Origin of the sequence: Mesorhizobium calcicola (assembly GCF_042682105.1) — a bacterium.
Lineage (GTDB): Bacteria > Pseudomonadota > Alphaproteobacteria > Rhizobiales > Rhizobiaceae > Mesorhizobium > Mesorhizobium calcicola.
Genome location: NZ_JBHUGY010000033.1, coordinates 1 through 24,370 on the forward strand (window position 1 = coordinate 1; position 24,370 = coordinate 24,370).

Consider the following 24,370-nt stretch of genomic DNA (forward strand, 5'->3'; position numbering starts at 1 on the left):
TCAAGGAGCCAGTGAAAAGAGTTCGACGATCCCGTGTGAAGCTGAACCTGCGGCCGGCCTTTCAATGACGAATGGCGGATCGACGAGCTTCCGGATGGTCGCATTCGCCATGGAGATTCTCCGGGACCGGCGCCCAGCAAGATCATGGCACCAGAGGTCGACTGCCAGCACCGCCTCGCGTCACCTGGGCGACCTGCGATTCCCTCCCGTTCATCGTGCTTTTATCGAGCTTCCGAGCGCGAGGAGATGGCGGTCTTCAGCATCAGCAACAGCAAAGCCACGGGATCTGAGCACCAGTCTGCGCGACTACCGACGAAGCCCAACTTGCCGAGCTCTGTGCCCTCGAACGTCCCGCGCTTTTCATGGCATTCAGCGCTGAACAACCAGAAGACTCGCACGTGGCTATCGGCGCCTGACACCTTGGCGGCACAGAGCACCCATCGGCTGAAAAGGATCGTTTCGCGCTGCGTAATGATGCAGTCCAGCCATCCTGCATTCCATGAAGGCGAACCAAACTGTCTTCGAAGGAGGGCTCGTCGAGAAGCGCTGCGTATCGTGCCGGATTCTGGCGTGCGGTTGGCTCGTGGTGCTCCGCAGGAGTGGCCAATCCACGCAAGCATATGTCTGACAAAGGCTGTGGGGTCTATGCGCTTTTTTCGCATCGCGCGGATATGGTCAACGATATGCCGCGCGCGCGGGACGATCATGTGACAGCGGGCGTCATCACGCGCAGCTTCTGATTTTGTCCACGAACGAGCGATTGGTCCACTCGGGCCCCGCGGAGGCTTCGGCGGCCCGAGGTCGGGCGTCAAGCAGGCGGTAGACATTATTGCGGAATGTTCGAAAGCGCGCGTCGTTATAAGGGGGTCAATGGGTGCTAACATAGAATATTCTGCTGATCGAGCCCGGCTAGCAGCACAAGTATCCCACCGGACTCGTCCTGATGACAATTGCCATATATCATGGACCGCGGGCGGAAACGAGATGCGCGTCGATTCATCTACAGTAAAGTCGCTCAGTTGCTGAACCAGGTCGCTGGGACACGACATTTACGATCACAACCCTTTTCTCTTGCGAGTACCCGAAGATTGCGCAGCATTGCGCAGTGACGCTCGAATTCGCCATTGGATGAGGCGCCAACGGTCAAGCGACAAAGTTTTCGTCGCGGGTATTGCTGCGCCTCATTGATTGTGCACGAGCGCTTCATTGAGAGAGAGACGCTGGCGGGCATACAGTTATCAATGGTGGGGCTGCTCTCGGATCCGCCTGGCTGTTGCGCCAGTTGGATGAGTTTTCAGAGGATTGCCTGCTTTATGAGGCTGGAGGACTACCGAGGGCGCGCGCTGATCGAGGATGGATGTCCCCGACTACGCATCCTCTCGATCGAGATCGACTACAAGTATCCGGTCCGTGATGCCTACTTCGCGTACACGCTCCCGCGCTGTATTCGAAAATGTCACTTCTGCGGAGTGCCAAAGCTCGAGGGCGCAGCAGCGGGACACAGAGTCACTGACGGCGCTCATCAAGGCCATCGACGCGCCTACGGTCAAAAAGGACTTGACAACCCTTATGGCCAACAATGTCTGTCGCAGCACCGCGCTTCAAGGAGATCATCGGCCGAATCGCGATCTCGGGTTCACGCCAGGCGCAAGCTCCAGCGCGAGGGATGCGGGTGCTGTACCAGCTGCCGGGTCGACGTTAATCAGGGTGTTGATGCCCGGATCCTCTGCAAAGATCCCAGTATCTGCGCGAACTGCGAGCCATCTGCCTACCCGCACGCTGAGGATCGCGTTTGACCTCTGGCGGTGTGAGGAAGCCGTACGAACAGGCGGTGCGACGCCGCCGAATACGGACCTCACCGAGCTCTCGAACTACATGCCCTCTAACTTCCATGACATATGCCTGTCCGATCTTGTGTTGAGCGATGCTTGGTCTCATAGTCGTGAGTCTCTCGAACGAAGGAGTTGGGCGTGCGCAATGTGCTGGTCGTTTCCAATGCGCTTCCAGCCGAACCGCCGGCCCGATCCGTGTCACACAGAGGAGTGATCGGCAGCAAGTGACCGTCGTTACCAGCTCTCCGCTCGATGCAGCTCATCCTGCAGGCGACCCGCGCATGCGTCAGCGGCGCTAACCCACCTTTTTTAAGCGGGCCTTCGGCACACGTTCGAGGCGTACGAGCGTATCCTGGCTCTCCCGCACGACTCTCAGCTTTTCATCGCGATTGGTACGCAACGTTCGACGTCCGAGAGCGGCTCGCTGCGTATCGGGCCGAGTGTCAACATGCTCGATGGCTATGAAAGGCGCGAGCTGCTGGAGTTATCTGTCGTCCGTGCGATCACTCGACAGTTGCGCGGGGCTGGCGGAGCAGGCACACCACTGCGCACTGAAGCGGTTCTCGACTTCTACGTGCCAGTGCCTAAAGACGAACTGTGTTTGCAATTTTGGCGAAGCAGAAGAGCTTACCAGGGCGCGAGCGCAACTGCGAAACAGGTCTGCGGAGCGATGAACGGTCGAGGACGCAGGCCTGTGCACCATGAGAGGAGCCCCGCCCGGTCTGTCAAATCGAAGACGCATGAAGGGATCGCCGCATGAACGCGACGGCTGCAATCAAGCTCGCCCGGCGGCGTTACAAGTCGCGGGGACGGTCCGAACGGCACGAGTGTTGCCGCAGCATCGTAATCGGCAAGGATGCTCTCGAGCTCGTTCTCGAGTCGCGATGTAGCGTCGACGCCTATGACCGGGTACCGCGAGTACATTCAAACTGTCAGCTGAGCGCGGTCGCCGCGGCCAAGCTCGCGGGCCAGCTCGCTGCCAGCGAGGTTGGCCGCGTCGACGATTGTCGTCGAGCACTGGTAGCAGGACGGTCGAATTCGAGACAACTGGCTGCGGCGTTCTTTCGCAGGAATTCGGTCGCAATGTTGACCGACACTTGGTGGCAGTGCCACAGCGAGGGACATCACGGCCCGTAGGATTTCGCGGCGTAGGCCGGCTCGCAGGGCTCGCATATGCGCAGGAGCTGATCTTCCGTTCGCGCGTTCCGGGTGAGGCCAAAATTTCCGAACTGCGTTGGGATTGCCGCCAACTGAAGGTAGCTCTGCGCGCATTGGAAGAGGATACAGGTATCGCGGAGCTGATCCGCCAAGTGACCACGCTGCAACGCGTCGAAATCTCCGACGCACCGGAGCGATTTTTCGAAGTTGAAATGAGGGGCATTGTCCGGCTGCGGAACGATCGCTTGATGAGCCCGATGGCGATTGGCGACTATCTGAGCCAGGTCGCTCCCCTGCCGTTCTCCCCCGATTTCCGTTTCGGCGGGCAAATGACCGAGGCACTTTCGCATCATCTCGATCTAAGTGTGCTCGACATTCGAATCGACGCGCCGAAGAGCCGCTCTATCGTCCGCACCGCGACCGTTTGTATTGGACAATAAGGCGGATATCACGTTCGATGACGTGACCTTTATCGAGATCCCTGGCATCGATGGCGGACGCCGCGGCGGTCGGCTGGGTCATGCATCACGAGTACGAAGGGGCGGTGCCGACCGGGACGCTCCTGAAAGGTCTTCGGCTTCGCGCGGGCAACGTCCAAGTCGGCGACCCACACCCTTCTTGAGGATCTGTTTCCAGAACCACGATTCAACGTTGGTGTCGGTAGGCGAAGTACATGTGCTCGACAGGAAGGTCGTCCCAATGGCCGGCGCGATCACTTCGAACAGAACGCGCACTACAACAATCTATTGAATCACCTGACGCCAACCGCGCGAGACATCGCGCGGCGCTGTCGGACAAGTTCGGTACGCAGAAAATGGGCGCGGGAATTCGAGCTGCAGGCTCAATCAGCCGAGGACACGCTGTCGGTTATGTCAACCAAGGTGGTTTACTGTCAGCAGGGCGAACACGGGAACGCCTCGCGCTCGTGACAGACCAAAGCACTGCTGTCTATCTATCAAGGTAGCAGGGTGAGCTGGAGACCGTGCGCCGCACCCGCGATCTGCACCGCGCCAAGCGCAAGAAGGTGCCGTTTCCGGTGGTGGCTATCGTCGGCTACACCAATGCCGGCAAGTCGACCTTGTTCAACAGGCTGACCGGGGCCGGCGTGCTTGCGCAGGACATGCTGTTCGCCACGCTCGACCCGACGCTGCGGCGCGTGCGCCTGCCGCATGGCACGCCGGTCATCCTTTCGGATACGGTCGGCTTCATCTCGGACCTGCCGACGCATCTGATCGCCGCTTTCCGCGCCACCCTGGAAGAAGTGGTCGAGGCCGACCTCGTCATCCACCTGCGCGACATTTCCGATCCCGACACTGCCGCGCAGGCCGAGGATGTCGAGCGCATCCTGGCCGACCTCGGCGTCGATGCCGGCGACGCCAAGCGGGTCATCGAAGTGTGGAACAAGATTGACCGGCTCGACGAAGGCAACAGGAACCGACTGCTCGCCGATGGCGCCGATGCCAGCAAGGCGCCGCCGGTCGCGGTGTCGGCGGTGACCGGCGAGGGCATCGATGCGCTGAAGGCGATCATCGAGACGCGGATGGCGGGCGAGCTCGACGACCTGACGGTGACGGTCGAGCCGGCGCAGTTCGGCCTTGTCGACTGGCTTTACCGCAATGGCGATGTCGTTTCGCGAACCGACAATGACGACGGCAGCGCCACCATCTCGCTCAAGGCGACCCAAATCGCCCGCGAAGAGATCGAAAGCAGATTGCGCGCCAAAACCAAAGGGTAACGTCGCTTACTTCGCGGTTTTTGCTTCCTGCCAGAGCGCTTCCATCTCGGCCAGATCAGCCTTTTCCAGCGTGTTGCCGGACTTTTCCAGAGCCTGCTCGACATAGTGGAAGCGTGAGCGGAATTTCTCGTTGGTGCCGCTGAGCGCGGCTTCCGAATCGAGCTTGAGGTGACGCCCGAGATTGACGACGGCAAACAGCATGTCGCCGAATTCGTCCTTGATCGACGCCGTGTCGCCTTTCGCCAATGCCTCGCGCAACTCGCCGATCTCTTCTTCGATCTTGTCGAGGATGGGCGCTGCCTCGCTCCAGTCGAAACCGACACGGGCGGCCTTCTCCTGAAGTTTCAGCGCCCGCGTCAGCGCGGGCAGGGCGACCGGCACGCTGTCCAGAAACCCCTTGCCATTGTCCTCGGGGTCGAGACCGCGGGCGAGGCGGGCGCTTCGTTTCTCCGCCTTTTCCACGGCCTTGATCTTTTCCCACATGCCCTTGGCCATGCCGGCGCCGCGAGCCGTCTCGTCGCCGAAGACATGCGGGTGGCGGCGGATCATCTTCGTCGTGATCGCCTGAACCACATCCGGGAAAGCGAACTCGCCAGCCTCTTCGGCCATTTGCGCGTGGTAGACGACCTGCAGCAGGAGGTCGCCGAGTTCGTCGCGCAGATCGTCGAGGTCACCGCGTGCGATGGCATCGGCCACCTCATAGGCTTCCTCGATCGTATAGGGGGCGATGGTCGAGAAATCCTGCTCGATGTCCCATGGACAACCTGTCTTCGGCGCTCGCAGCGCCGCCATAATCTCGATCAGGCGCGAAATGTCTTTCGATGGCGTCATCTAGAGCTATTCCAGGAAAAGTGTGAGACGGTTTTCTGTCCGGAATTGCGTCAAAACAGAGAGATAGTGCGTTTCCGTGAAACGCCGAAGCGCTCTATCGGATGCTACCGCGCGGTCGCTCGCGCGGCCAACGCTGTCAGCCGGCGAGGGGGCCTTGTCCACAGTTGCTGGATGCCCGGCAATCAATCAAGAACGGAAACGATCGCCTTGGCGAGTTCGTCCATCCCGTCCTCGGGCAGGCCGGCCACGTTGATACGGCTGTCGCCGACCATGTAGATGCCGTGCTCGGCACGCAGCCGCTCGACCTGCACTTCCGTGAGGCCAAGGCGGGAGAACATGCCGCGGTGGTTGGCAACGAAATCGAAACGGTCGGAATTGGATTGCCGGCGCAGCGCATCGGCGAACTGGACCCGAAGCCTGAGCATGCGCAGCCGCATCTCCTCGAGCTCGGCTTCCCAGTCGGCGCGCAAGGTGGCGTCTTCAAGCACGATGCGCACCGCGGCAGCACCATGGTCCGGCGGCATGGAATACATGGCGCGCGCCGCCGACAGCATCTGGCTCATCGCCACATCGGCCTGCGCGCCGTCCCTGGCCAGGATCATCGCCGCGCCGACGCGTTCGCGGTAGACGGCGAAGTTCTTCGAGCAGCTCGAGGCGACGACCATTTCCGGAACCTTCGCGGCCAGCAGGCGCAAGCCGACAGCATCGGCCTCAAGGCCATCGCCAAAGCCCTGATACGCGATGTCGACAAACGGCAGCAGGCCGCGCTCGACGACCAGATCGGCAACGACGGCCCATTGCGCGCTATCCAGATTGGCGCCGGTCGGGTTGTGGCAGCAGCCATGCAGCAGCACCACGTCGCCGCTCTTTGCCGTCCGCAGCGCCGCCAGCATGTCGTCGAAGCGAACGGCGCCCGAGGCAGCATCGAAATAGGGGTATTCGCGGATCTGCAGGCCGGCGGCACGCATCACCGGCATGTGGTTGGGCCATGTCGGGTCCGACAGCCAGATGGTCGCGTCGGATCGTGTCCGCTTCAGCAGTTCCGCCACCAGTCGCAACGCGCCGGAGCCGCCGGGCGCCTGTGCCGCACGGATGCGCGTCATGTCGGCGCCTGCACCGAAGGCAAGCTTGGCCATTACGGTGTTGAAGCCGGTATCACCGGCAAGACCGAGATAGGTCTTGGTATCCTGACCCTGCAGCAGCCGCTTTTCGGCCTCGCGCACGGCGCGCATGACCGGTGTCTTGCCGTCGCGATCCTTGTAGACGCCGACCCCGAGGTCGACCTTGTTGGGGCGCGGGTCGGCCCGATAGAGGCCGATCAAGGCAAGGATCTTGTCGGCGGGGGCGGGCTGCAGATCTTCAAACATGGGGAATGGTTTCCATTGGCGCGGCGGAGTGATACGCAAATCGAACGCGTTTCGCCAGCGCTTTAGTTGCGCCGCCCCGAGACCCAGATGCCGCGCGTGCGCCATACACGCTCCTGTCATATGGACAGAGTTTGATGGGAGAACTCGTTGATCCGCGTGGGGAAAATGACAAGCCGACACCAAAAATTCGACCTCGCCATTGTTGGCGCCGGCATTGTCGGTCTCGCCCACGCACTCGCCGCCATCCGTCGCGGTCTCAGCGTCGTCGTCATCGACCGTGACGCTCAGGCCAACGGCGCTTCGGTGCGCAATTTCGGCTTTGTTACGGTCAGTGGCCAGGAACGAGGCCAGGTGTGGCGCCGTGCCATGCGATCCCGCGACATCTGGCTGGAGGTGGCCGCGCCCGCCGGCATCGAAGTCATCCAGCGCGGCTTGGTCGTCGTTGCGCGCCGCCCCGAAGCGCGCTCGGTGGTCGAGGCGTTTCTTCAAACCGAGATGGGCGAGGGTTGCCTGCTGCTCGAACCCGATGCGCTTCGCCGCGACCATCCCGAACTGGCGGGCCGGAATTTTGCCGGCGGCCTGTGGAGCCCGCACGATGTGCGTGTCGAGTCGCGCCAGGCCATCCCGCGGCTCGCAGCCTTCCTCGCCGAAAAGCATGGCGTCGAATTCCGGCGCGAAACGGCAGTACGCTCGATCGAGCCGCCTGATATCGAGACCAGCCGGGGACCGGTTTTCGCCGACAAGGTGATCGTCTGTCCCGGCGACGATCTGGCCACGCTTTACCCCGATCGTATCGCGCAATACGGCGTCACCCGCTGCAAACTGCAGATGATGCGCCTTGCCGATCCCGGCTTTCGCTTGCCGGCAGCGGTGATGTCGGATCTTGGGCTGGCACGCTACAGCGGTTACGCCGCTTTGCCGGAAGCCGCCGCTTTGCGAAGCCGGCTGGAAGTAGAGCAAGGCGACGCGCTCGACAACGGCGTGCATCTGATCGTCGTCCAGAGTGCCGACGGCACGCTCGTGGTGGGCGATTCACACCACTATGCGACAACGCCCGATCCGTTCGCGTCGGCGCGTGTCGACGACCTCATCCTTGAGGAGTTCAGCGCCGTCTTCGGCGGCCCGCCGCCGCCCGTGCTGGAACGCTGGACCGGCATCTATGCCTCGGCAACCGGCCAAACAATGTTCGCCGACGCGCCGCGGGAGGGCATGCGGCTGGTCATGATCACCAGCGGCACCGGCGCCAGCACCTCGTTCGCGATCGCCGAAGAGGTGGTCGACGAGCTTTTCGGTTCAACCACGGCGGACGCCAGGAAGATCGCATGATGCCCACCCACGGCTTGCTTCGCGCCGTCGTCCTCGACTGGGCCGGCACCGTTGTCGATCACGGTTCGCTGGCGCCGATGGGTGTCTTTGTCGAGGCCTTCGCCGAATTCGGCGTGGCGATCAGCGTCGATGAGGCGAGGGGGCCGATGGGAATGGCCAAGCGCCCGCACATCGCAGCACTGCTGGCACAGCCCAGGATCGCCGCCGCCTGGACGGAGCAGCACGGTCATGCGCCGACGGATGCCGACATCGACGCCATCTACGACGTATTCGTGCCGAAGAACCGGGCTGTGGCGGCGCGGTTCTCGGATGTCATTCCCGGTGTTGTCGAGGTGGTCAAGGCGCTGCGGAAGCGAGGCCTCAAAATAGGCACGACAACCGGCTACACGCGCGACATCATGGCGGAGATCCTGCCCGTTGCCGCCGCGCAGGGCTTTTCGCCGGATTGCCTGGTCTGCACCGGCGATACGCCCGACGGCAGGCCGACGCCGTTCATGCTCTGGAAAGCGCTGACCGAACTCGGCGTCTATCCGCCGTGGCGGTGTGTCAAGGTCGATGACACCGAGGTCGGTATCGGCGAGGGGATCAATGCGGGCGCGTGGACCGTCGGCGTGGCGGTAACCGGCAATGTCTTCGGCCACACGCTGGCGGAGACGCAGGCCATGGCTGCGGATGTGTTCAGGATGAAACGGGCCGAGGCATCGGCCAAGCTTACCGCCGCCGGCGCGCATTTCGTCGTCAAGGGCGTCGCCGATCTGTTGCCCGTGATTGCCGCGATTGAAGGCAAGTTGCGGCGCGGCGAAAGGCCCTGATCGTTCATTCGAACCACCGGTGGCATCTCACCTGCGCCGGGGTGCCGTTGCAGATCATCGTCGGACGCACGAGCATGAGGCGAGGGCAGCCGCGAACGATGTCCTCCAGCATCCAGCGAAAAAATTGGCGCGGCCGGGATTAAAGTCCCCGCATGCTCCGTAAACGGGACATGAAACGGTCGATGCCACGCTTTGACATCTTAGGACAGCTCGGGTCGCTGCGCCGCTATGCGCGCTCGCTGACGCGTGACAGCACGGACGCCGAGGATCTCGTGCATGACGCGCTGGTGCGCGCCTATGAGCGGCGCGGCACCTTCCGCTCCGGCGGCGATTTGCGCGCCTGGCTGCTATCGATCGTCCACAACACTTTCATCGACAAAATGCGGTCCCGCAGGTCTGAAGCGGCGCGCGTCGAACAGGCCGGACATCTTGCCGATGGCAGCACGCCGGCACCGCAGGAACATTCGGTGCGCCTGGCGCAGGTGCGCGAAGCCTTTTTCAATCTGCCGGAGGAACAGCGTTCAGCGCTGCACCTGGTCGCCATCGAGGGGCTTTCCTACCAGCAGGCGGCCGATGCCAGCAGCGTGCCGCTGGGGACGCTGATGTCGCGCATCGGCAGGGCGCGTGCGGCGCTTCGCGAGATGGAGGATGCGGCTCCCTCGAAGGCGAAGACCCACCTCAGGATCGTTGGAGGACCGTCATGACTGGAACTGTCGATCCCGTGGCCGATGCCGATCTCGACGCCTATGTCGACGACCAGCTCGACGTCACCCGCCGCATCGAGGTCGAGGCGTTTTTGTCCACCCGTCCGGAGGCGGCGGCGCGCGTGATGGCGGATCTGCGGACCCGCGATGAATTGCGCGTGGCGCTTGCCGGTTCCAAGGGCATGGCGCGGCTGGCGACCGCCGACGCCGCGCGGCGGCTGGAGAGGGGGCTTGCCCGCGGCCGCATCTTCGGTGTGCTGCAGCGCGCGGCGGCGGTGGCCGCCTTCGTCGCCGCCGGGTGGCTGGCGAACGGCATCATCGGACCGATGTCGGTGACCAAGGTTGTCGCCTCGCCGCAACCGCCCGCCTATGTCGACGAGGCGGTGCGGGCACACAGAACGACTCTGGTGCGCGAGACCATGCCGTCGCAGCCTGAGGCGCCCAATTACAATGCCGGCGAGATCCGCGCCGCGACCGCCATCGTCATGCCGTCGCTGCCCAAGGACTGGAAGGTCCGCGACGTGCAGATCTATCCGTCGCGCTTCGGTCCGAGCGTCGAGATGGCTGTCGAGACGAAGGAGATGGGGCTGGTCTCGCTGTTTGCGATCCGGCCGGGAACCTTCGACGTCGTCAAGCCGACCGTTGCGCCCTCGGGCGACATTTCCTCGGCCTATTTCCAGATCGGCGAGGTCGCCTATGCGGTGGTTGGACGAAGCGAGGTCCACGACCTCGACCGTGCCGCCGAGACGCTCGCCAGAACGCTTTACTGACCGATCCACAAAGGAGAATTCAAATGAACAGCCCCAATCTGGGATATCGCGTCGGCGCCGGCGCCCAAACCGGCGCCATCTATGACGAGGGCCTGCGCCAGCACATGCTGCGCGTCTACAACTACATGGGCGTTGGCCTGGTGGTGACCGGCCTGGTCGCCTTCATGGTGTCGTCGACGCCCGCACTCTACGTGCCGATCTTCTCCAGCCCGCTGAAATGGGTGGTGATGCTGGCGCCGCTCGCCTTCGTCATGCTGTTCTCGTTCAAGATGCAGACCATGTCGGCGGCCAGCGCCCAGGCGATGTTCTGGGCCTTCTGCGCGGTCATGGGGCTGTCGCTGGCCTCCGTGTTCCTGGTCTTCACCGGAACCAGCATTGCGCGCACCTTCTTCATCGCCGCCACCATGTTCGGCGCCACCAGCCTCTATGGCTACACCACCAGGCGCGACCTGACCCAATTCTCGTCGTTCCTGATCATGGGCCTGATCGGCGTGGTGATCGCCGGCGTCGTCAACATCTTCCTCGGCTCGACCGCGCTGCAGTTCGCCATCTCGGTGATCGGCATCGCCGTATTCATCGGCCTGACCGCCTGGGACACGCAGACGATCAAGGAGCAGTATGCCGAGAATTTCGAGGCGGAATCGCGCCAGAAGCTCGCCGTCTTCGGCGCCTTCTCGCTCTATCTGAACTTCATCAACATCTTCCAGCTGCTGCTGAATTTCACCGGCGAACGCGAATAGCCGGCCCGGGCAGGCGAGGGATACGGCCGGAGGTAGATCCTCCGGCCAACTGTCGATGTCGCAACGCCCGACCCACCTTGAACACCCAAGGACATTTGCTAGTCTGGCTGCCACATCAGCTGCACACCAGCCGCGCGAGGACATGTGGCACAAGACAGCCAAACGCTTCAAGGCGACGGCATCTCGGCGACCATCGTCGCGCAGGGCGCCGAACTGGTTTCGCTGCAAGACATCAGCGGATTTGAGTTCCTGTGGCAGGCCGGACCGGCCTGGCGGCGCCATTCGCCGGTGCTGTTTCCGATCGTCGGCCGGCTCAAGGGAGATGAATTGCGCCATCAGGGCCGGACCTACCCGATGACGCAGCACGGCTTCGCGCGCGACAAGCCGTTTGCCTGGGCGCAGAGGGGGCCTCGCTCCTGCACGCTGGTTCTCACCGACGACGCCGACACCCGCACGCACTATCCGTTCGCCTTCCGCCTCGCCGTGACCTACACGCTGGACCGCCAGCAGCTTGGCGTGACCTTCGACATCGCCAACACCGGCGACGAGCCGTTGCCGGCGTCCATCGGGGCGCACCCGGCGTTCAATTGGCCATTGCTGCCGGATCTGGCCAAGACGGATTACCAGCTGATCTTTGCCGATGACGAGCCTGCTCCGATCCGTCGCCTGAAGGACGGCCTGCTGCTGAAAACGCCGCAGCCGACACCTGTCGAAGGCAACATCCTTGCACTCTCCGAGCGGCTGTTCGACGAGGACGCGGTCATCCTCGACCGGCCTGCCAGCAACAGCGTGCGCTATGCCGCCGGGCGTGGTCCGGCGATCGAAATGGCGTGGCAGGGGGTTCAGGAATTGGGCGTCTGGTCAAAGCCGGGCGGCGCGTCGTTCCTGTGCATCGAACCCTGGCACGGCATCGCAAGTCCGGTGGACTTCGACGGCGACTTTGTCGACAAGCCGGGCCTGATGCTGATCGCGCCCGCGGCGAAGCGCGTGCTGAGCTACCAAATCCGGCTGCTGTGAGCCTCGCCTCGAATTCGTAGGCGCCATTTCAAGGACCGACATGGAATGAAGCTGTACTTCAGCCGCAATCCCAATCCCCGGCTCGCCGTCGCGGTGGCCCGCTATCTCGATGCGAAGGTCGAATTTGAATTTGCCTCGCCATTCGCTCCGGGACAGGCAGAGAAATATCGCTCGCTAAATCCCAATCTCTCCTTGCCCATACTGGTGGAAGACGGCGGAAAGAGCCTCTGGGAGGCAGACGCCATAGCCTGCCGGTTCTCGCGCGACGCACATTCAAATTTCTGGCGCACCGGCGATGACGAACCCGACATGATCCGGTGGCTGAGTTGGGGCAAGGCGCATTTCGCATTCGCCTGCGACACGGTGCATTTCGAACGTGGCACCAAACAGCGGTACGGCATAGGCCCTATCGATCAGGCGCGCGTGGAGGAGGGGCTGACACATTTCCGCACGGCCGCCGCGATACTCGAGACGGAGCTTTTCGCACGGGAATGGCTGGTCGGAAATTCGGTTTCCTATGCCGACTTCCGAATGGCGACGTTTCTGCCGTTCAACGATGCCGCCAGATTGCCGCTCGATGATTATCCCTCTGTCGGCCGCTGGTACCGTCGGCTTGAAGAGATCGACGCCTGGCGCGATCCTTTCAGGGGGCTGGATGCGCCCGAATTGCCGCCGGTTACACGAACGACGACAAATTAGCGGGCAGGGGCGGGTCGTGTTGGCAGTTTACTCACCGTTGGCGTCGCGCCACAATTCCAAATCATCAATGCCGTCTTCTACAGCGTCCAAGTCATTTCAGCGCCGTCGCCGCCTTGAATTCAGAACGAAACCGCGATCCGTTGGCCAATCAACAAATCTCTGCTTAGGTGTATGCAATCCAATCGGGCCAAAGCCCAATGCGGTGAAAGCTTACTTTCCGGAGGCATTCGATGCGTCGTTTGGTTCTTGCCGCTCTGCTGCTTGCCGCGCCCAACGCCGGCATAGCCCAGGAAAGCCTGACCGCGCTCATGTGCCAGGCCAAGCCGACACAATCCTGCGCGCTCGACATGGCTGCGGACGCGATCCGCACTGCGGCACCGCTAACGACTGAGAACTTGCCCTACGGTCGCATGGTCGAGACAGCGTCTCGCGCCGGGCGACTCGATCTGGCGCTCGAATTCGCCGCCCAGTTGACGAAGACGGACTCGATCCCGTCAGCCGACCTGATCGCCGCTTTTGCCCGCGCCGACCGTCTGGCCGATCTGCAAGCGACCCTTTCACGCCTCGAAACCTCGGAGACGAAATATGCCTTCGTCATCGGCCCGGTCCTTGTTGAACTGGGCCGCGAAGACAAACTCGCCGCCTTGGTGAAAGCTATCCAGCCGCCGCCGGATCCGCTCCAACTTAGCTATTGGCAGGTGCTCGGCCATTTGCGCGCCGGCCGTGCGGCGGAAGCGGTGAAGCATCTGGGCGACGTGCCGGAGACCGAGCGGGAGGAGTTGGCCGGACTGGCTGCGGAAACGCTCTATTTTGGCGGTGAGACCGAGCGCGCCAAACCGATGCTGCCTTACCTGACCTCATCCGATCCCAGCACCATTCGCCGCAAGGCCTACATTGCGACGAAAACGAAGGACAAGGCGGCTGCCGACGCGGTCCTTGTCTCATTGGCGCAGGTGCCGCCCGACGACTACCCCTACATCGCGCTGGACGTGATCTATGCACTGGCCGCCACGGGGCAGTGGCAAAAGGCAATCGATCTTGCACAGACACTTCCTGCGTCCGACCGGGCCTATGCCTTCGTCAACGTTGCGGAACACGCCCGCCAACCGGAAGTCTTCGCACTAATCGAGAAGGCGATGCGCGACGACCCTGCCAACTTCAACCGCGACCGTATGGCCAATGGCCTGGTTCGAGCGCTGACCTTGTCCGGCTACCTGCCGGTTGCGCAAACCCTCATCGATTCTGCGACGAACGACTACGACAAGGAAACGCTGATCACCTTCGCCGCCGCCGCGCTTGCGGAAATGGGCAAACCGTCCGAAGCGCTGCAATTTACGCAGGCGGTGGAGGACTCGCGCCGCAAAGCCTGGGCGCTTTGGGAAGTTGCTTCGAAGATGACGCCTTGAACCTACAGCCATCATGCACAAGACAATCTGGAATAGCGGGCGGCGCAATGGTCCGATTGTTCGAATTGAAACGGGTCGAGCGCGTCGCCGACAATCACGAGGCCGAGCGACAAAGCTTCGCCAGCGCCGAACGTCGTTACGCATCAACGACGGCATACAAAAGTCGCATAAGATAGATTATGGAACTCAGGTTCAGACTCGGGCTGGAAATTGCCGATGTTTTTCATCGGCTTGACGCCGGACCGCGTTTTGCCGGGCAACGCCAGGCTGCCGCAATGGCGGGGCAAACCAGGCGACTAAGTTTGCCATCGGGCTGTTCGTGCGCCACCACAATGCCAGCATCACACATCGGGACGCTTCTTTATCCTCACATTGGCTATGAGCGAATTGGAACGCTGGTCATTTTGGGGGCTCAAGGAACGCGGCGTTCCGTGAAGCCTTCTTCCCATCATGCTGACTCATAAGGGATTTCTATCACCATGCCGTCATAGGCTGGCTCGACGTTGGCAGGTGTCTCGGCCATCACCGTGGCGTAGTCCAGCGGTACATGCATATGTGTCAGCACGGAGTGTCTTGGCACCAGCCGTTCGATCCATGCCAGCGCCTCGCCAAGCGACAGATGACTGGGATGCGTCCTGTACTGCAGCGCGTCGATGATCAGCACGTCGAGGCCGCGCAGCCGTTCGGCGGTGGCCTCTGGAAAGTCGCTGATATCGGGGCAATAGGCGAGCGCGCCGATGCGGAAACCGAGCGATATGATGTCGCCATGGACCTGCGGCAGCGGTTCAAGGGTGAGGGCGCCCCCCTCTCCTTCGATGACCACCGGCCTGGCGTGGTCGATGAGATGCGGCTTGACGATCGGCGGATAGGAACTGCCTTGCGGCGTCTCGAAACAGTATCCGAACGCATCCCGCAGCCGAAGCATCGTCGCCTTGTCGGCATGGACATCGATGAGCTGGCGCTGCTCGAGGACGAAACCGCGCAGATCGTCGATGCCGTGGATATGGTCAGCATGCGGGTGCGTGTAGACGACCGCATCGATGCGCCTGACCGAGGCCAGCAGCATCTGCTGGCGGAAATCCGGTCCGGTGTCGATGACGACACTGGTGCGGCCGCCATTCGCGGCAATCCGCTCGACAAGCGCGGCGGCGCGCGTGCGCCGATTCTTCGGGTTGTCCGGGTCGCAATTGCCCCAGTCGCCGGTAATACGCGGCGTACCTGGCGACGAGCCGCAGCCCAAAATCGTGAGGCGCAGCCGGTCGGTCATCGTTCAGGCGCTTTGCTCGGGCCAAGCAGTTTGCTCGGGAGGTCGCGGCATCTTGCCGAACAGCCGGAAGAAATTGCTCGTCGTCAGATCAGCGATTTCGGCCTCGCCGACGCCAATCGTCTCCGCCAGCACCTTGGCGGTGTGCGCGACATAGGCCGGCTCGTTGCGCTTGCCGCGAAACGGTACCGGCGCCAGGTAAGGTGCGTCGGTTTCTACCAGCAGCCGGTCATGCGGCACATCGGCGGCAATGGCGCGCAATTCGGCTGAATTCTTGAAGGTCAGGATACCCGAGAACGAGACATAGCCACCGAGCGCGACGCCGATTTCGGCCAGCCGGCGCCCCGACGAAAAGCAGTGCAGGATGAAAGGGAAGGCGCCCTTCCCTGTTTCGTCTTCGAGAATGGCTGCCATGTCGTCGTCGGCATTGCGCGAATGGATGACCAGCGGCAGCCCGGTTTCGCGTGCGGCGGCGATGTGGGCGCGAAAGCCTTGCGCCTGCGCGTCGCGCGGCGCCTTGTCGTAGAAATAGTCGAGACCGGCCTCGCCGATCGCCACCACCTTCGGGTGGGCAGCCAGACTGACGAGATCTGCCGACGTCACGTCGAGTTCGTCGGCGGCATTGTGCGGGTGGGTGCCGACCGAACAGTACACTTCGTCGAAAGTATCAGCAATTTCAAGTATTTGTTGAAACCGCTTCACGCGCGTCGAGATCGTCACCATGCGGCCGATGCCGGCCGCCTTGGCGCGGGCGACAATGGCCGCCCGCTCCTCGGCAAAATCTGGGAAATCCAGGTGGCAGTGGCTGTCGACGAGCATCAGGCGTTCGCATCCGGCTGTTCGACGTAACGCGGAAACACGCCTTCCGGAACGGGCAATGCAACTCCGGGCACAAGCGCGTGGTCAGCCGCGACATGCACGAAATCGCGGCTGTCCGCCGGCACCGCCAGCAGGTCGAGCAGTTTGTTGGCCGATCCCGGAATGAAGGGTTGGCACAACAGCGCCACGCGGCGGACGATTTCGGCGGTCGTCCACAGCACGGTTTCCATGCGCGCCGGATCGCTCTTCTTCAGCGCCCATGGCGCCTCGCCCGCGAAGTAGCGGTCGGCATCCGCCACCACGCCGAAGATCGCTGCCAGCGCCAGATGGATGCCTTGCTCGGCCATTGCTTTGCGCGCGGCGGCAAGAGCGGCCGCCGCCTGCTCGAGAATCGCCTTGTCGGCATCGATCAGCTCGCCTCGCTGCGGCACCACGCCGCCGCAATTCTTGGCGATCATCGACAGCGAGCGCTGCGCCAGGTTGCCAAGGCCATTGGCAAGATCGGCGTTGGTGCGGTTGACGATCGCTTCATGGCTGTAGCTGCCGTCCTGGCCGAACGGCACCTCGCGCAGGAAGAAATAACGCACCTGGTCGAGACCGTAATGCTCGATCATGGTGAACGGGTCGATGACGTTGCCGACCGATTTCGACATCTTCTCGCCGCGGTTGAACAGGAAGCCGTGGCCGAAGACGCGTTTCGGCAGCGGGATGCCCGCTGACATCAGGAAGGCTGGCCAATAGACCGCATGAAAGCGGACGATGTCCTTGCCGATGATGTGCGCGTCCGCCGGCCAGAAACGCCAATCGTTAGCATTTTCATCTGGATAGCCGACGCCGGTGATGTAGTTGGTCAAGGCGTCGACCCACACATACATCACATGCTTCTCGTCGCCAGGCACCGGCACGCCCCAGTCGAAGGTGGTGCGCGAGATCGACAGATCCTTCAGTCCCGATTTGACGAAGCTCATCACCTCGTTGCGTCGTTCGGTCGGGCCGATGAAGTCGGGCTGGCGTTCATAGAGCGAGATGAGCTTGTCCTGATAGGCCGAAAGGCGGAAGAAATAGCTCTCTTCCTCGACCCACTCGACCGGCGTTCCCTGCGGCCCGTAGCGGACATTGTCGGGACGGACCTCCGTCTCCTCCTCGCCGTAATAGGCTTCGTCGCGCACCGAGTACCAGCCGGCATAGCCACCCTTGTAGATGTCGCCATTGGCGGCCATCGCCTTCCAGATCGCCTGCGACGACGCATAGTGCCGCTCTTCCGTGGTGCGGATGAAGTCGTCATTGGAGGCGTTGAGCGCCTCAGCCATGCGCTTGAAATCGGCCGAATTGCGATCGGCCAGTTCGCGCGGCGAAATGCCGTCCCGCTTCGCGGTCTGCAGCATCTTGATGCCGTGCTCGTCGGTCCCGGTAAGGAAGAAGACGTCCTTGCCGTCGAGCCGCTGGAAGCGGGCAAGCGCGTCGGTGGCGATCAGCTCGTAGGCATGGCCGATATGCGGTTTGCCGTTCGGGTAGGAAATCGCCGTCGTGATGTAGAATTTGTCGCGTGACATGAATGAACCGTCATGAATGTCTGAATGGAAAGGCGTGGCGGTGGATATCGTATCGGGGCGGCGATTGCCATCCCGATGCCGGAAACCCAGTCACATTCGCATTGCAGAATTCAGGCGGTCGATCATGGTCAAGGCGTGCTGCTTCTTGTCGAGATTGAAGGCGTCGGTCTCAGATACAGCGTCCAGCGCCTCATGCCAAGTGTCCGACAGCGTTTTGGCCCGTGCGAGGTCGCCAAGTCAGCCTGGGTTATTGCATATTCCGAGATGCTGCCGGAGCCGGCATGGGCGTTGCAAGAGCCACCGAAAGGACCTGTTTGCTGGACGATGAAGCCAGATGTCGCCTTACTTGTTCAAGAGGCCGCACGACAAGATATTGCAGAACAATGGCGAGCGTTATCGATACCGCCAGCAGGTACGTCCCCCACCACTTGTCGTGATAATGTCCGTCGAACACATACAATACCAGCGGAAAGTGAACGAGGTAGACGGCGTAGCTCACTTCGCCAATTGCCCTGTCGATCTTGCTGACCTTGGAGAAATGGAACAACGGGATTAGAGCGAAGGCCGTTGCCAGCAACGCCATGTCACTCAGCAGCGGGTTGATGCGATCAAGCACTAACCCCATCCATATGGCAACCAAGAAGGTGCCGATCGCCAACGGGGCCGAGGGGAATGAAAAACGTTCCAACCACTGCCTGGAATGAACCCAACCCCAATAGGCAAGCATCCCCGCAACAAAGAGGTAGAATGAGTTCACAGCGCTTTTTGCCCGCAGGGGATGGGTGGGAATGAGGTTGAGCGTGATCCACAGGTGAGCGACGAATGCTGCGACAAAAACAGCCGCCAGTATCTTCGGCCGACGAGCCATGAGCGGTGCAACGAGGTAAAACGACATCTCCACGCCCACGGACCACATATGTGCCATCGGAGTTCGCCACACGAGTGAGTTTTCGTCGGATAATCCGGCACCGCCGGTCATGAAGACCATCGTGTGCAGCTTGTCATCGTAGCCGACCCATCCAAGCGTATCGAAAAACAACAGCCCATACGACGCACCGAAGAGGTGCAAATTGGCGATGGGAGAGTCTGCTATCGGATTGATGTCCGTAAATATTGCCAACGTGACCAGCAAAACCACGATGTAGCTCGGCCAAAGTCGAAGGTACCTAGCTAGATAGAAGCTCCAGACCTTTCCGGTGTATTTTTCATTGAGAACCAGCGCGATGACGAAGCCGGAGATTATGAAAAACGCCGGCACCGCAAATTTGGGCTTCACTTCAAAGAACAAATTGCCGCTGTGGGCAAAAACTATCGACGCGGCGAGCAGTATTCGCAACAGCCCCATCGGCTCAGATCCCCCTGTTGCCGTGTAGTTGAAGCCTAAATCCTAGAACCGGCCCGCTTCCCCGCCGGCGCGTAGTTTGTTCACCAGCCAAAAGTGGCCCAAACGGCATGCATGAAACAATCGTCACGTTCGCATTGCGGAATTCAGGCGGTCGATCATGGTCAAGGCGTGCTGCTTCTTGTCGAGATTGTAGGTGTCGGTCTCGGAAATGGCGTCCAGAGCCTCATGCCAAGTGTCCGACAGTGTTTTGGCCCGTACGAGGTCGCCGGTCAGTGCTGCCTGACTTGCCGCGTCCGACAGCAGCTCCAGCGCCCGGCGGTTGAAGATGTCGAACTGGATCGCCTGGTCACGGCCGGCGACAGCCTCGGCAAGGCGAAACGCACCGCCGATATCCCCCTTTCTCGCCGCCACCAGGGCGTCGAGGGTCGAGGCGATCTCCAGCCCGCCATACTGCGTCAACAGGATCGCGCTGCGCGCGCTGCCCCCTGCCCGTTCGACCAGCGCCGCCCGCGCCGCCGGATCGTCCGGCGGCGGCGGCTCAGTGGTATCCAACACCGCCATCAGATCGGCGGCATCGAGGGGTGTCAGTCGCACCACCTGGCAGCGCGACCGGATCGTCGGCAGCAGGCTGCCCGACGCATGGACGATCAAAGTGAACAGCGTTCGTGCCGGCGGCTCCTCGAGATTCTTCAGCAAGGCATTGGCGGCATTGGCGTTCATGTCGTCGGCCGGATCGACGATGACGACCCGGTAGCTGCCGTCATGCGAGGTCAGCGACAGGAAGCGGCTGACCTTGCGGATCTCGTCGACGGTGACGACGGTCTTGAAGCTCTTGGTCTTGTCGTTGAGCGGACGGGTCAGATGCAGCACCGAAGGATGCGCGCCGGTGGCGATCTGGCGAAACAGCGACGAGGCCGGATCGGGAATGGCAAGGCTTTCCGGCGCCTGCGCGAAGTCCGGGTGTTTCAGGAGATGATGCGCGAGATGGAAGGCGAGCGTCGCCTTGCCGATGCCGACCGGTCCGGAAAAGATCAGCGCATGCGGCAGCTTCCCCGCACGATAGGCGGATGTCAGCATTCCCGCGGCCTGCCGGTGTCCGAACAGGCGGGGTGTCTCGGATGGCTCGGGCACGCCATCCAGCGTGTCGTGCTGTTCCGGTGCGATGCGCTCGAAGATCATGCCGGCGTCACCTGTCGGTTGCGCGCCGGCGTTCTTGCCTCCAGCGCCGTGAACACGGCGGCGGTGACGACATTCTCGACCGTATCGGGATCGGCGGCTGCGTCGACGACGATACAGCGTTCCGGTTCGGCCGCCGCGATCTCCAGAAACGCCTCTCGGCGGGCCTGATGGATCGCCAGCGTCTCCTTCTCGAAGCGGTCGGCGCTTGTTCCGGTGCCGCGCCGCAGCGTTGCGCGCCTGAGGCCTTCCGCCGGATCGATGTCGAAGATAAGCGTCATGTCCGGCATCATGCCGTTGATGGCGACCTGCTCCAGCGTCGCCATGAACGCCGGGTCGATACCGCCGGTAACACCTTGGTAGACGCGTGAGGAATCCAGGAAGCGGTCACAAAGCACGATGGAGCCACGCTCGACCGCCGGTCGAATGACCTGCTCGACATGGTCGGAGCGCGCGGCGGCGAACAGCAGCGCCTCCATCTTCGGCCCGAAGGGTTCGGCGGCGCCCGAAAGCAGCACATGCCTGACCGCTTCGGCGCCCGGCGAGCCGCCAGGTTCACGGGTCAGCAGGACATCATATCCCTTGGCGCGCATCTTCCTGGCCAGCCGCTCGACCTGCGTCGACTTGCCTGCTCCTTCGCCGCCTTCGAAGGTGATGAAAAATCCGCGCGCCAATCGAAAAGCCCTTGCATGCTTGCGGGGTGGTGTAGCGCTCTAGATAGTCCGCGTTTGGGCAAACGTCCATGCCGCCGGCGCTAGCGCAGCCAGCCGACCGCCAGTTCCTTTACCGCGTCGAGCGCGCGCTGCGGCAGTGTACCGACGCCGATCGATTCGGCGGCGAAAAGCGGTGTCTCCTGGCTCAGCGTGTCGCCGATCCAGACGCGCAGCGCACCCACCGGCTGTCCCTCCTCCACAGGTGCTGCAACCGGGCCGGTGTAAACGATCTTGGCCGTCAGCTTGTCGCGGTTGGTGATCGGCAGGAAGATTTCGATCGGGCCCTTGGCCTTCAGCGTCACCCCGGATTTCGCGCCGCCAAAAACCTGGGCTTCGCCGACCACCTCGTCCTTGGCGAAGATTTCGGTCTTCTCGAAAGAGCGAACACCCCAGTCGAGCAGCTTTCGCGCCTCCTCGGCGCGCTGCTTGTCGCTGGCCAACCCGCTCATCGCCGCGATCACCCGCGTGCCGCTGTGGCTGACCGAACCGACAATGCCGAAGCCTGACGCCTCGCTCGCGCCGACAGCCAGGCCGTCGGCGCCGATGTCCATCGCCAGCAGCGGATTGCGGTTCCTCTGCGAAATCTTGTTCCAGGTAAAATCCTTCTGGCCATAGTAGCGATAGAAATCCGGATAATCGCGCCACAGATGCACGGCCAGCAGCGCCAGCTCGCGCACGGTGGTCTGCTGGCCGTCCGCCGGCAGGCCGGTCGAATTGACGAAGGTCGATGTCTTGAGGCCGATCTGGCGGGCGCGCTCGGTCATCTGCGCGGCAAAATTGTCCTCGGACCCGGACATGCCTTCGGCGATGACGATGCAGCCGTCATTGGCCGCCTGCACCGTCACCCCCTGGATGAGATCCTCGAGCCGGATCGACGATTTGAGCTTGGCAAACATCGTCGATGTTCCCGACGGCGCGCCGCCTTTGCGCCAGGCGTTTTCGCTGACCACGAACGTATCGTCGAGCTTCAGGCGTCCGGACTTTATGGCGTTGAAAACCACTTCCATGGTCATCAGCTTGGCCATCGAAGCCGGTGGTATCGGCTTGTCGGCGTCTTTCGAAAACAGCACCGTCCCGGTCTCGGCATCGATCATGAAGACCTGCGTGGCCTTGGTCTCGAAAAGCTGCGCACTGGCTGGAGCCAGGGAAAGCAATAGCAGGCAAGAAACCAGAAGCCCGGCGAAAGGCTGGAGCAAGCGAAATTGCATGATGTTCGACCCGTTGGCCGGAACGTCCGGCAAGCCCGCAAAAAGTATCGGGCTTTTTCCGCGGCGGATCAACCGCGCAGCGGAAATCCGAACTGGCTTCCGCTCAGTTGCGCACGGCCAATGCATCCGGTGCGCCGTGCGACCATGCCGCCTGCAGCAAATCATCCAGATTGCGGTGGCCATCGGGATAGAGATTGACCGAATACCAATCCTCGCCGTCGAGTTCCGAACGCTGGATCTCGATCTGGCCGAATGCGGCAAGCTGAGCGCCAATGCGCCTGGCCTCCGCCGCGTCCTCGAACGAGCCCGCCGCGACGTAGTCGGTGGACGAACCGGCCGGTGGCGGCTGCCGCTTCCACGATTGAAGCACGTCGGCCGGCGACATGCCGCCGCCACCGAGTGCCGCGAAGGCGTTGGAGGCGCGTTCCACCCGCTCATCCGCATAGGACAGCGAGGCCACGGCAAACGGCGATTGCGGCGGCAGGTTGATCTCCGGGCGTTCCGGCACGATCGGGCCGAAATCCGGCAACGCCGGATCGCCATAGGCCGGCGACTGCGCCGATTGGACCGGCTGAACCGTCCCTGAATCGGTCAACTGGCCCGAATCGGTCAACTGGCCGGGAAACGGTACGGCAGCCGCACCGACAGGCAGGCTCGGCGACGGCCCGTTCATGGCGACCATGACACCGGTCGGCAGTCCATCCGACGGATCGGGCGCCCTGTTGCCGGGATGGTAGGAGGCCATCAGATACTGGTCGTCGTCGCCGTCGAGCGGTGCGCGGCCGACATACTCGACCTTCACTTGCGCGGTGCCGATATTGGCATAATCCAGCATTTGGGCGGCGCGCTCCGAGACATCGATGATGCGGCCTTCATGATAGGGGCCGCGATCGTTGACGCGCACGATGACCGAGCTGCCGGTCTTGAGATTGGTGACGCGGGCATAGCTGGGCAGCGGCATGGTCGGATGCGCGGCCGTCAGATGCGTCATGTCGTAGACTTCGCCATTGGCGGTAAGCCGGCCATGGAAGGCATCGCCATACCAGGAGGCCAGGCCGACCTTGGCGTAGTGCCTCTCCTCTTTGGGGTAATACCACTTGCCACGGACCTGATAGGGTTTGCCGAGCTGGTCACGGCCGCCGCCGCGCTGCAGACGCCCGCTCCGGAAGGCCACGCGCGGGCTTGCCTTCACGCCATATTCGGATTCGGAGAAATATTCCTTGGAGCGGGTCTTTTTGTAGACCATCGCTTTTGGTCCAGGCTGCGACGCGCAAGCCGCCAGCAAGGCAGCCGAGACAGCGAACAACGCGACCGTAGCAGCGCGACGAAGACGCGGGTGCGTCATAGCCTGCATTTTCCTGATGTCCCCTACAGTCTCAGCCGAAACGCCGTTCGAGCATCGGAGGAGCCAAATCACTCTCTCGATTAACCAACGACGCCGCGAACCCCGATCCTTTGTGCGCAGGAATTGTTTATCACGGTATTAACCGATTGTGGCCGGAACCGGGCAAGATTGTGACATGGCCTCTAAGCTGAGCATCCTGAAAAGTCTCGGCTTTTCGTTCTGCTGCGTGAAAGTCGTGTTGTCCGGCTGCCGCAGAGCGCCTGCCCCCGGCTCTACCGGGACATGCCTGCCGGTTGACAGGTCTTTGCCGAGCACACTAGAGCAGTGGACCGCGACTGCCGGAGGAATGGCCGAGCGGTTTAAGGCACCGGTCTTGAAAACCGGCGTGGGTGCAAGCTCACCGTGGGTTCGAATCCCACTTCCTCCGCCATAAATCGAATAAATACTAATAAAATCAACAGCTACTAATACGCACATGAATCAGCATGACCGGCGAGCTGCCGCTGTCGAGGATGCCCGTCATCGGTCAACCATGTTAGCATCGATCCAC

General features: G+C 62.2%; 19 protein-coding genes, 1 tRNA gene and 2 pseudogenes. 11 read left to right on the forward strand and 11 right to left on the reverse strand.

What is annotated here, in order from left to right; all coding sequences use genetic code 11:
- Window positions 1–2,932: 2,932 nt before the first annotated feature.
- Window positions 2,933–3,430, forward strand: a complete 498-nt coding sequence (locus tag ACFSQT_RS22290; protein ID WP_379022177.1) for a hypothetical protein — start codon at window positions 2,933–2,935, stop codon at window positions 3,428–3,430.
- Between the two features lie 530 nt (window positions 3,431–3,960).
- Window positions 3,961–4,725 (forward strand): annotated as a pseudogene (gene hflX / locus ACFSQT_RS22295) (GTPase HflX); the annotation flags it as partial.
- Window positions 4,726–4,731: 6 nt separating this feature from the next.
- On the opposite strand, the gene mazG reads toward hflX, so the two are convergent.
- Together mazG and ACFSQT_RS22305 are read right to left on the reverse strand one after the other, a co-directional pair.
- Complete coding sequence (gene mazG / locus ACFSQT_RS22300) at window positions 4,732–5,556, reverse strand: nucleoside triphosphate pyrophosphohydrolase (RefSeq protein ID WP_379022179.1); 825 nt, start codon at window positions 5,554–5,556, stop codon at window positions 4,732–4,734.
- A gap of 182 nt (window positions 5,557–5,738) precedes the next feature.
- Window positions 5,739–6,923: an amino acid aminotransferase gene (locus tag ACFSQT_RS22305; protein ID WP_379022181.1), complete on the reverse strand. Its 1,185-nt coding sequence runs from the start codon at window positions 6,921–6,923 to the stop codon at window positions 5,739–5,741.
- Window positions 6,924–7,088: 165 nt separating this feature from the next.
- Between ACFSQT_RS22305 and ACFSQT_RS22310 the strand changes: the two genes are divergently transcribed.
- The 8 genes from ACFSQT_RS22310 (at window position 7,089) to ACFSQT_RS22345 (ending at window position 14,397) form a co-directional block, all read left to right on the forward strand.
- Window positions 7,089–8,249 carry a TIGR03364 family FAD-dependent oxidoreductase gene (locus ACFSQT_RS22310; protein ID WP_379022183.1) on the forward strand — a complete coding sequence of 387 codons (1,161 nt, stop codon included), beginning with the start codon at window positions 7,089–7,091 and terminating at the stop codon, window positions 8,247–8,249.
- Window positions 8,246–9,061 carry a phosphonoacetaldehyde hydrolase gene (gene phnX / locus ACFSQT_RS22315; protein WP_379022185.1) on the forward strand — a complete coding sequence of 272 codons (816 nt, stop codon included), beginning with the start codon at window positions 8,246–8,248 and terminating at the stop codon, window positions 9,059–9,061. Before ACFSQT_RS22310 ends, phnX begins: the two co-directional genes overlap by 4 nt.
- Before the next feature lie 170 nt (window positions 9,062–9,231).
- Window positions 9,232–9,765 carry a sigma-70 family RNA polymerase sigma factor gene (locus ACFSQT_RS22320; RefSeq protein ID WP_379022243.1) on the forward strand — a complete coding sequence of 178 codons (534 nt, stop codon included), beginning with the start codon at window positions 9,232–9,234 and terminating at the stop codon, window positions 9,763–9,765.
- Window positions 9,762–10,535 carry an anti-sigma factor family protein gene (locus ACFSQT_RS22325; RefSeq protein ID WP_379022187.1) on the forward strand — a complete coding sequence of 258 codons (774 nt, stop codon included), beginning with the start codon at window positions 9,762–9,764 and terminating at the stop codon, window positions 10,533–10,535. The genes ACFSQT_RS22320 and ACFSQT_RS22325 overlap by 4 nt, the downstream gene beginning before the upstream one ends.
- A 23-nt stretch (window positions 10,536–10,558) precedes the next feature.
- Window positions 10,559–11,275 (forward strand): Bax inhibitor-1/YccA family protein, encoded by a 717-nt coding sequence (locus ACFSQT_RS22330; RefSeq protein ID WP_379022189.1) that lies wholly within the window; start codon window positions 10,559–10,561, stop codon window positions 11,273–11,275.
- Window positions 11,276–11,419: 144 nt separating this feature from the next.
- Entirely contained in the window at window positions 11,420–12,292 is an 873-nt protein-coding gene (locus ACFSQT_RS22335; protein ID WP_379022191.1) for an aldose 1-epimerase family protein, read from the forward strand.
- A gap of 45 nt (window positions 12,293–12,337) precedes the next feature.
- Window positions 12,338–12,991 (forward strand): glutathione S-transferase family protein, encoded by a 654-nt coding sequence (locus ACFSQT_RS22340; RefSeq protein ID WP_379022193.1) that lies wholly within the window; start codon window positions 12,338–12,340, stop codon window positions 12,989–12,991.
- A gap of 230 nt (window positions 12,992–13,221) precedes the next feature.
- Window positions 13,222–14,397, forward strand: a complete 1,176-nt coding sequence (locus ACFSQT_RS22345) for a tetratricopeptide repeat protein (RefSeq protein WP_379022195.1) — start codon at window positions 13,222–13,224, stop codon at window positions 14,395–14,397.
- A gap of 448 nt (window positions 14,398–14,845) precedes the next feature.
- Here ACFSQT_RS22345 and ACFSQT_RS22350 read toward each other — a convergent pair whose 3' ends face one another.
- The 9 genes and pseudogenes from ACFSQT_RS22350 to ACFSQT_RS22390 all read right to left on the reverse strand — a co-directional run bounded on the left by ACFSQT_RS22350 (window position 14,846) and on the right by ACFSQT_RS22390 (window position 23,829).
- Window positions 14,846–15,664 (reverse strand): MBL fold metallo-hydrolase, encoded by an 819-nt coding sequence (locus tag ACFSQT_RS22350; RefSeq protein ID WP_379022197.1) that lies wholly within the window; start codon window positions 15,662–15,664, stop codon window positions 14,846–14,848.
- Between the two features lie 3 nt (window positions 15,665–15,667).
- Window positions 15,668–16,480 (reverse strand): TatD family hydrolase, encoded by an 813-nt coding sequence (locus ACFSQT_RS22355; RefSeq protein WP_379022199.1) that lies wholly within the window; start codon window positions 16,478–16,480, stop codon window positions 15,668–15,670.
- Window positions 16,480–18,033, reverse strand: a complete 1,554-nt coding sequence (gene metG / locus ACFSQT_RS22360; protein WP_379022201.1) for a methionine--tRNA ligase — start codon at window positions 18,031–18,033, stop codon at window positions 16,480–16,482. Before metG ends, ACFSQT_RS22355 begins: the two co-directional genes overlap by 1 nt.
- Window positions 18,034–18,123: 90 nt before the next feature.
- Window positions 18,124–18,267, reverse strand: a pseudogene (locus ACFSQT_RS22365) (DNA polymerase III subunit delta'); the annotation flags it as partial.
- 13 nt (window positions 18,268–18,280) lie between these two features.
- Complete coding sequence (locus ACFSQT_RS22370; RefSeq protein ID WP_379022203.1) at window positions 18,281–19,378, reverse strand: acyltransferase family protein; 1,098 nt, start codon at window positions 19,376–19,378, stop codon at window positions 18,281–18,283.
- A gap of 123 nt (window positions 19,379–19,501) precedes the next feature.
- Window positions 19,502–20,557 carry a DNA polymerase III subunit delta' gene (locus ACFSQT_RS22375; protein WP_379022205.1) on the reverse strand — a complete coding sequence of 352 codons (1,056 nt, stop codon included), beginning with the start codon at window positions 20,555–20,557 and terminating at the stop codon, window positions 19,502–19,504.
- Complete coding sequence (tmk, locus tag ACFSQT_RS22380) at window positions 20,554–21,228, reverse strand: dTMP kinase (RefSeq protein ID WP_379022207.1); 675 nt, start codon at window positions 21,226–21,228, stop codon at window positions 20,554–20,556. Before tmk ends, ACFSQT_RS22375 begins: the two co-directional genes overlap by 4 nt.
- 80 nt (window positions 21,229–21,308) lie before the next feature.
- Window positions 21,309–22,475 (reverse strand): D-alanyl-D-alanine carboxypeptidase family protein, encoded by a 1,167-nt coding sequence (locus ACFSQT_RS22385; RefSeq protein WP_379022209.1) that lies wholly within the window; start codon window positions 22,473–22,475, stop codon window positions 21,309–21,311.
- Between the two features lie 103 nt (window positions 22,476–22,578).
- Entirely contained in the window at window positions 22,579–23,829 is a 1,251-nt protein-coding gene (locus ACFSQT_RS22390) for a septal ring lytic transglycosylase RlpA family protein (RefSeq protein ID WP_379022211.1), read from the reverse strand.
- 331 nt (window positions 23,830–24,160) lie between these two features.
- On the opposite strand from ACFSQT_RS22390, the gene ACFSQT_RS22395 reads away from it, so the two are divergent.
- A tRNA-Ser gene (locus ACFSQT_RS22395) sits at window positions 24,161–24,250 on the forward strand.
- The last annotated feature ends 120 nt before the right edge of the window (window positions 24,251–24,370 follow it).

Coding starts and splice junctions, on each gene's coding strand:
- mazG (WP_379022179.1), bottom strand. CDS start 5,556: ATGACGCCATCGAAAGACATTTCGCGCCTGATCGAGATTATGGCGGCG.
- ACFSQT_RS22305 (WP_379022181.1), bottom strand. CDS start 6,923: ATGTTTGAAGATCTGCAGCCCGCCCCCGCCGACAAGATCCTTGCCTTG.
- ACFSQT_RS22310 (WP_379022183.1), top strand. CDS start 7,089: ATGACAAGCCGACACCAAAAATTCGACCTCGCCATTGTTGGCGCCGGC.
- phnX (WP_379022185.1), top strand. CDS start 8,246: ATGATGCCCACCCACGGCTTGCTTCGCGCCGTCGTCCTCGACTGGGCC.
- ACFSQT_RS22320 (WP_379022243.1), top strand. CDS start 9,232: ATGAAACGGTCGATGCCACGCTTTGACATCTTAGGACAGCTCGGGTCG.
- ACFSQT_RS22325 (WP_379022187.1), top strand. CDS start 9,762: ATGACTGGAACTGTCGATCCCGTGGCCGATGCCGATCTCGACGCCTAT.
- ACFSQT_RS22330 (WP_379022189.1), top strand. CDS start 10,559: ATGAACAGCCCCAATCTGGGATATCGCGTCGGCGCCGGCGCCCAAACC.
- ACFSQT_RS22340 (WP_379022193.1), top strand. CDS start 12,338: ATGAAGCTGTACTTCAGCCGCAATCCCAATCCCCGGCTCGCCGTCGCG.
- ACFSQT_RS22345 (WP_379022195.1), top strand. CDS start 13,222: ATGCGTCGTTTGGTTCTTGCCGCTCTGCTGCTTGCCGCGCCCAACGCC.
- ACFSQT_RS22350 (WP_379022197.1), bottom strand. CDS start 15,664: ATGACCGACCGGCTGCGCCTCACGATTTTGGGCTGCGGCTCGTCGCCA.
- ACFSQT_RS22355 (WP_379022199.1), bottom strand. CDS start 16,480: ATGCTCGTCGACAGCCACTGCCACCTGGATTTCCCAGATTTTGCCGAG.
- metG (WP_379022201.1), bottom strand. CDS start 18,033: ATGTCACGCGACAAATTCTACATCACGACGGCGATTTCCTACCCGAAC.
- ACFSQT_RS22370 (WP_379022203.1), bottom strand. CDS start 19,378: ATGGGGCTGTTGCGAATACTGCTCGCCGCGTCGATAGTTTTTGCCCAC.
- ACFSQT_RS22375 (WP_379022205.1), bottom strand. CDS start 20,557: ATGATCTTCGAGCGCATCGCACCGGAACAGCACGACACGCTGGATGGC.
- ACFSQT_RS22385 (WP_379022209.1), bottom strand. CDS start 22,475: ATGCAATTTCGCTTGCTCCAGCCTTTCGCCGGGCTTCTGGTTTCTTGC.
- ACFSQT_RS22390 (WP_379022211.1), bottom strand. CDS start 23,829: ATGCAGGCTATGACGCACCCGCGTCTTCGTCGCGCTGCTACGGTCGCG.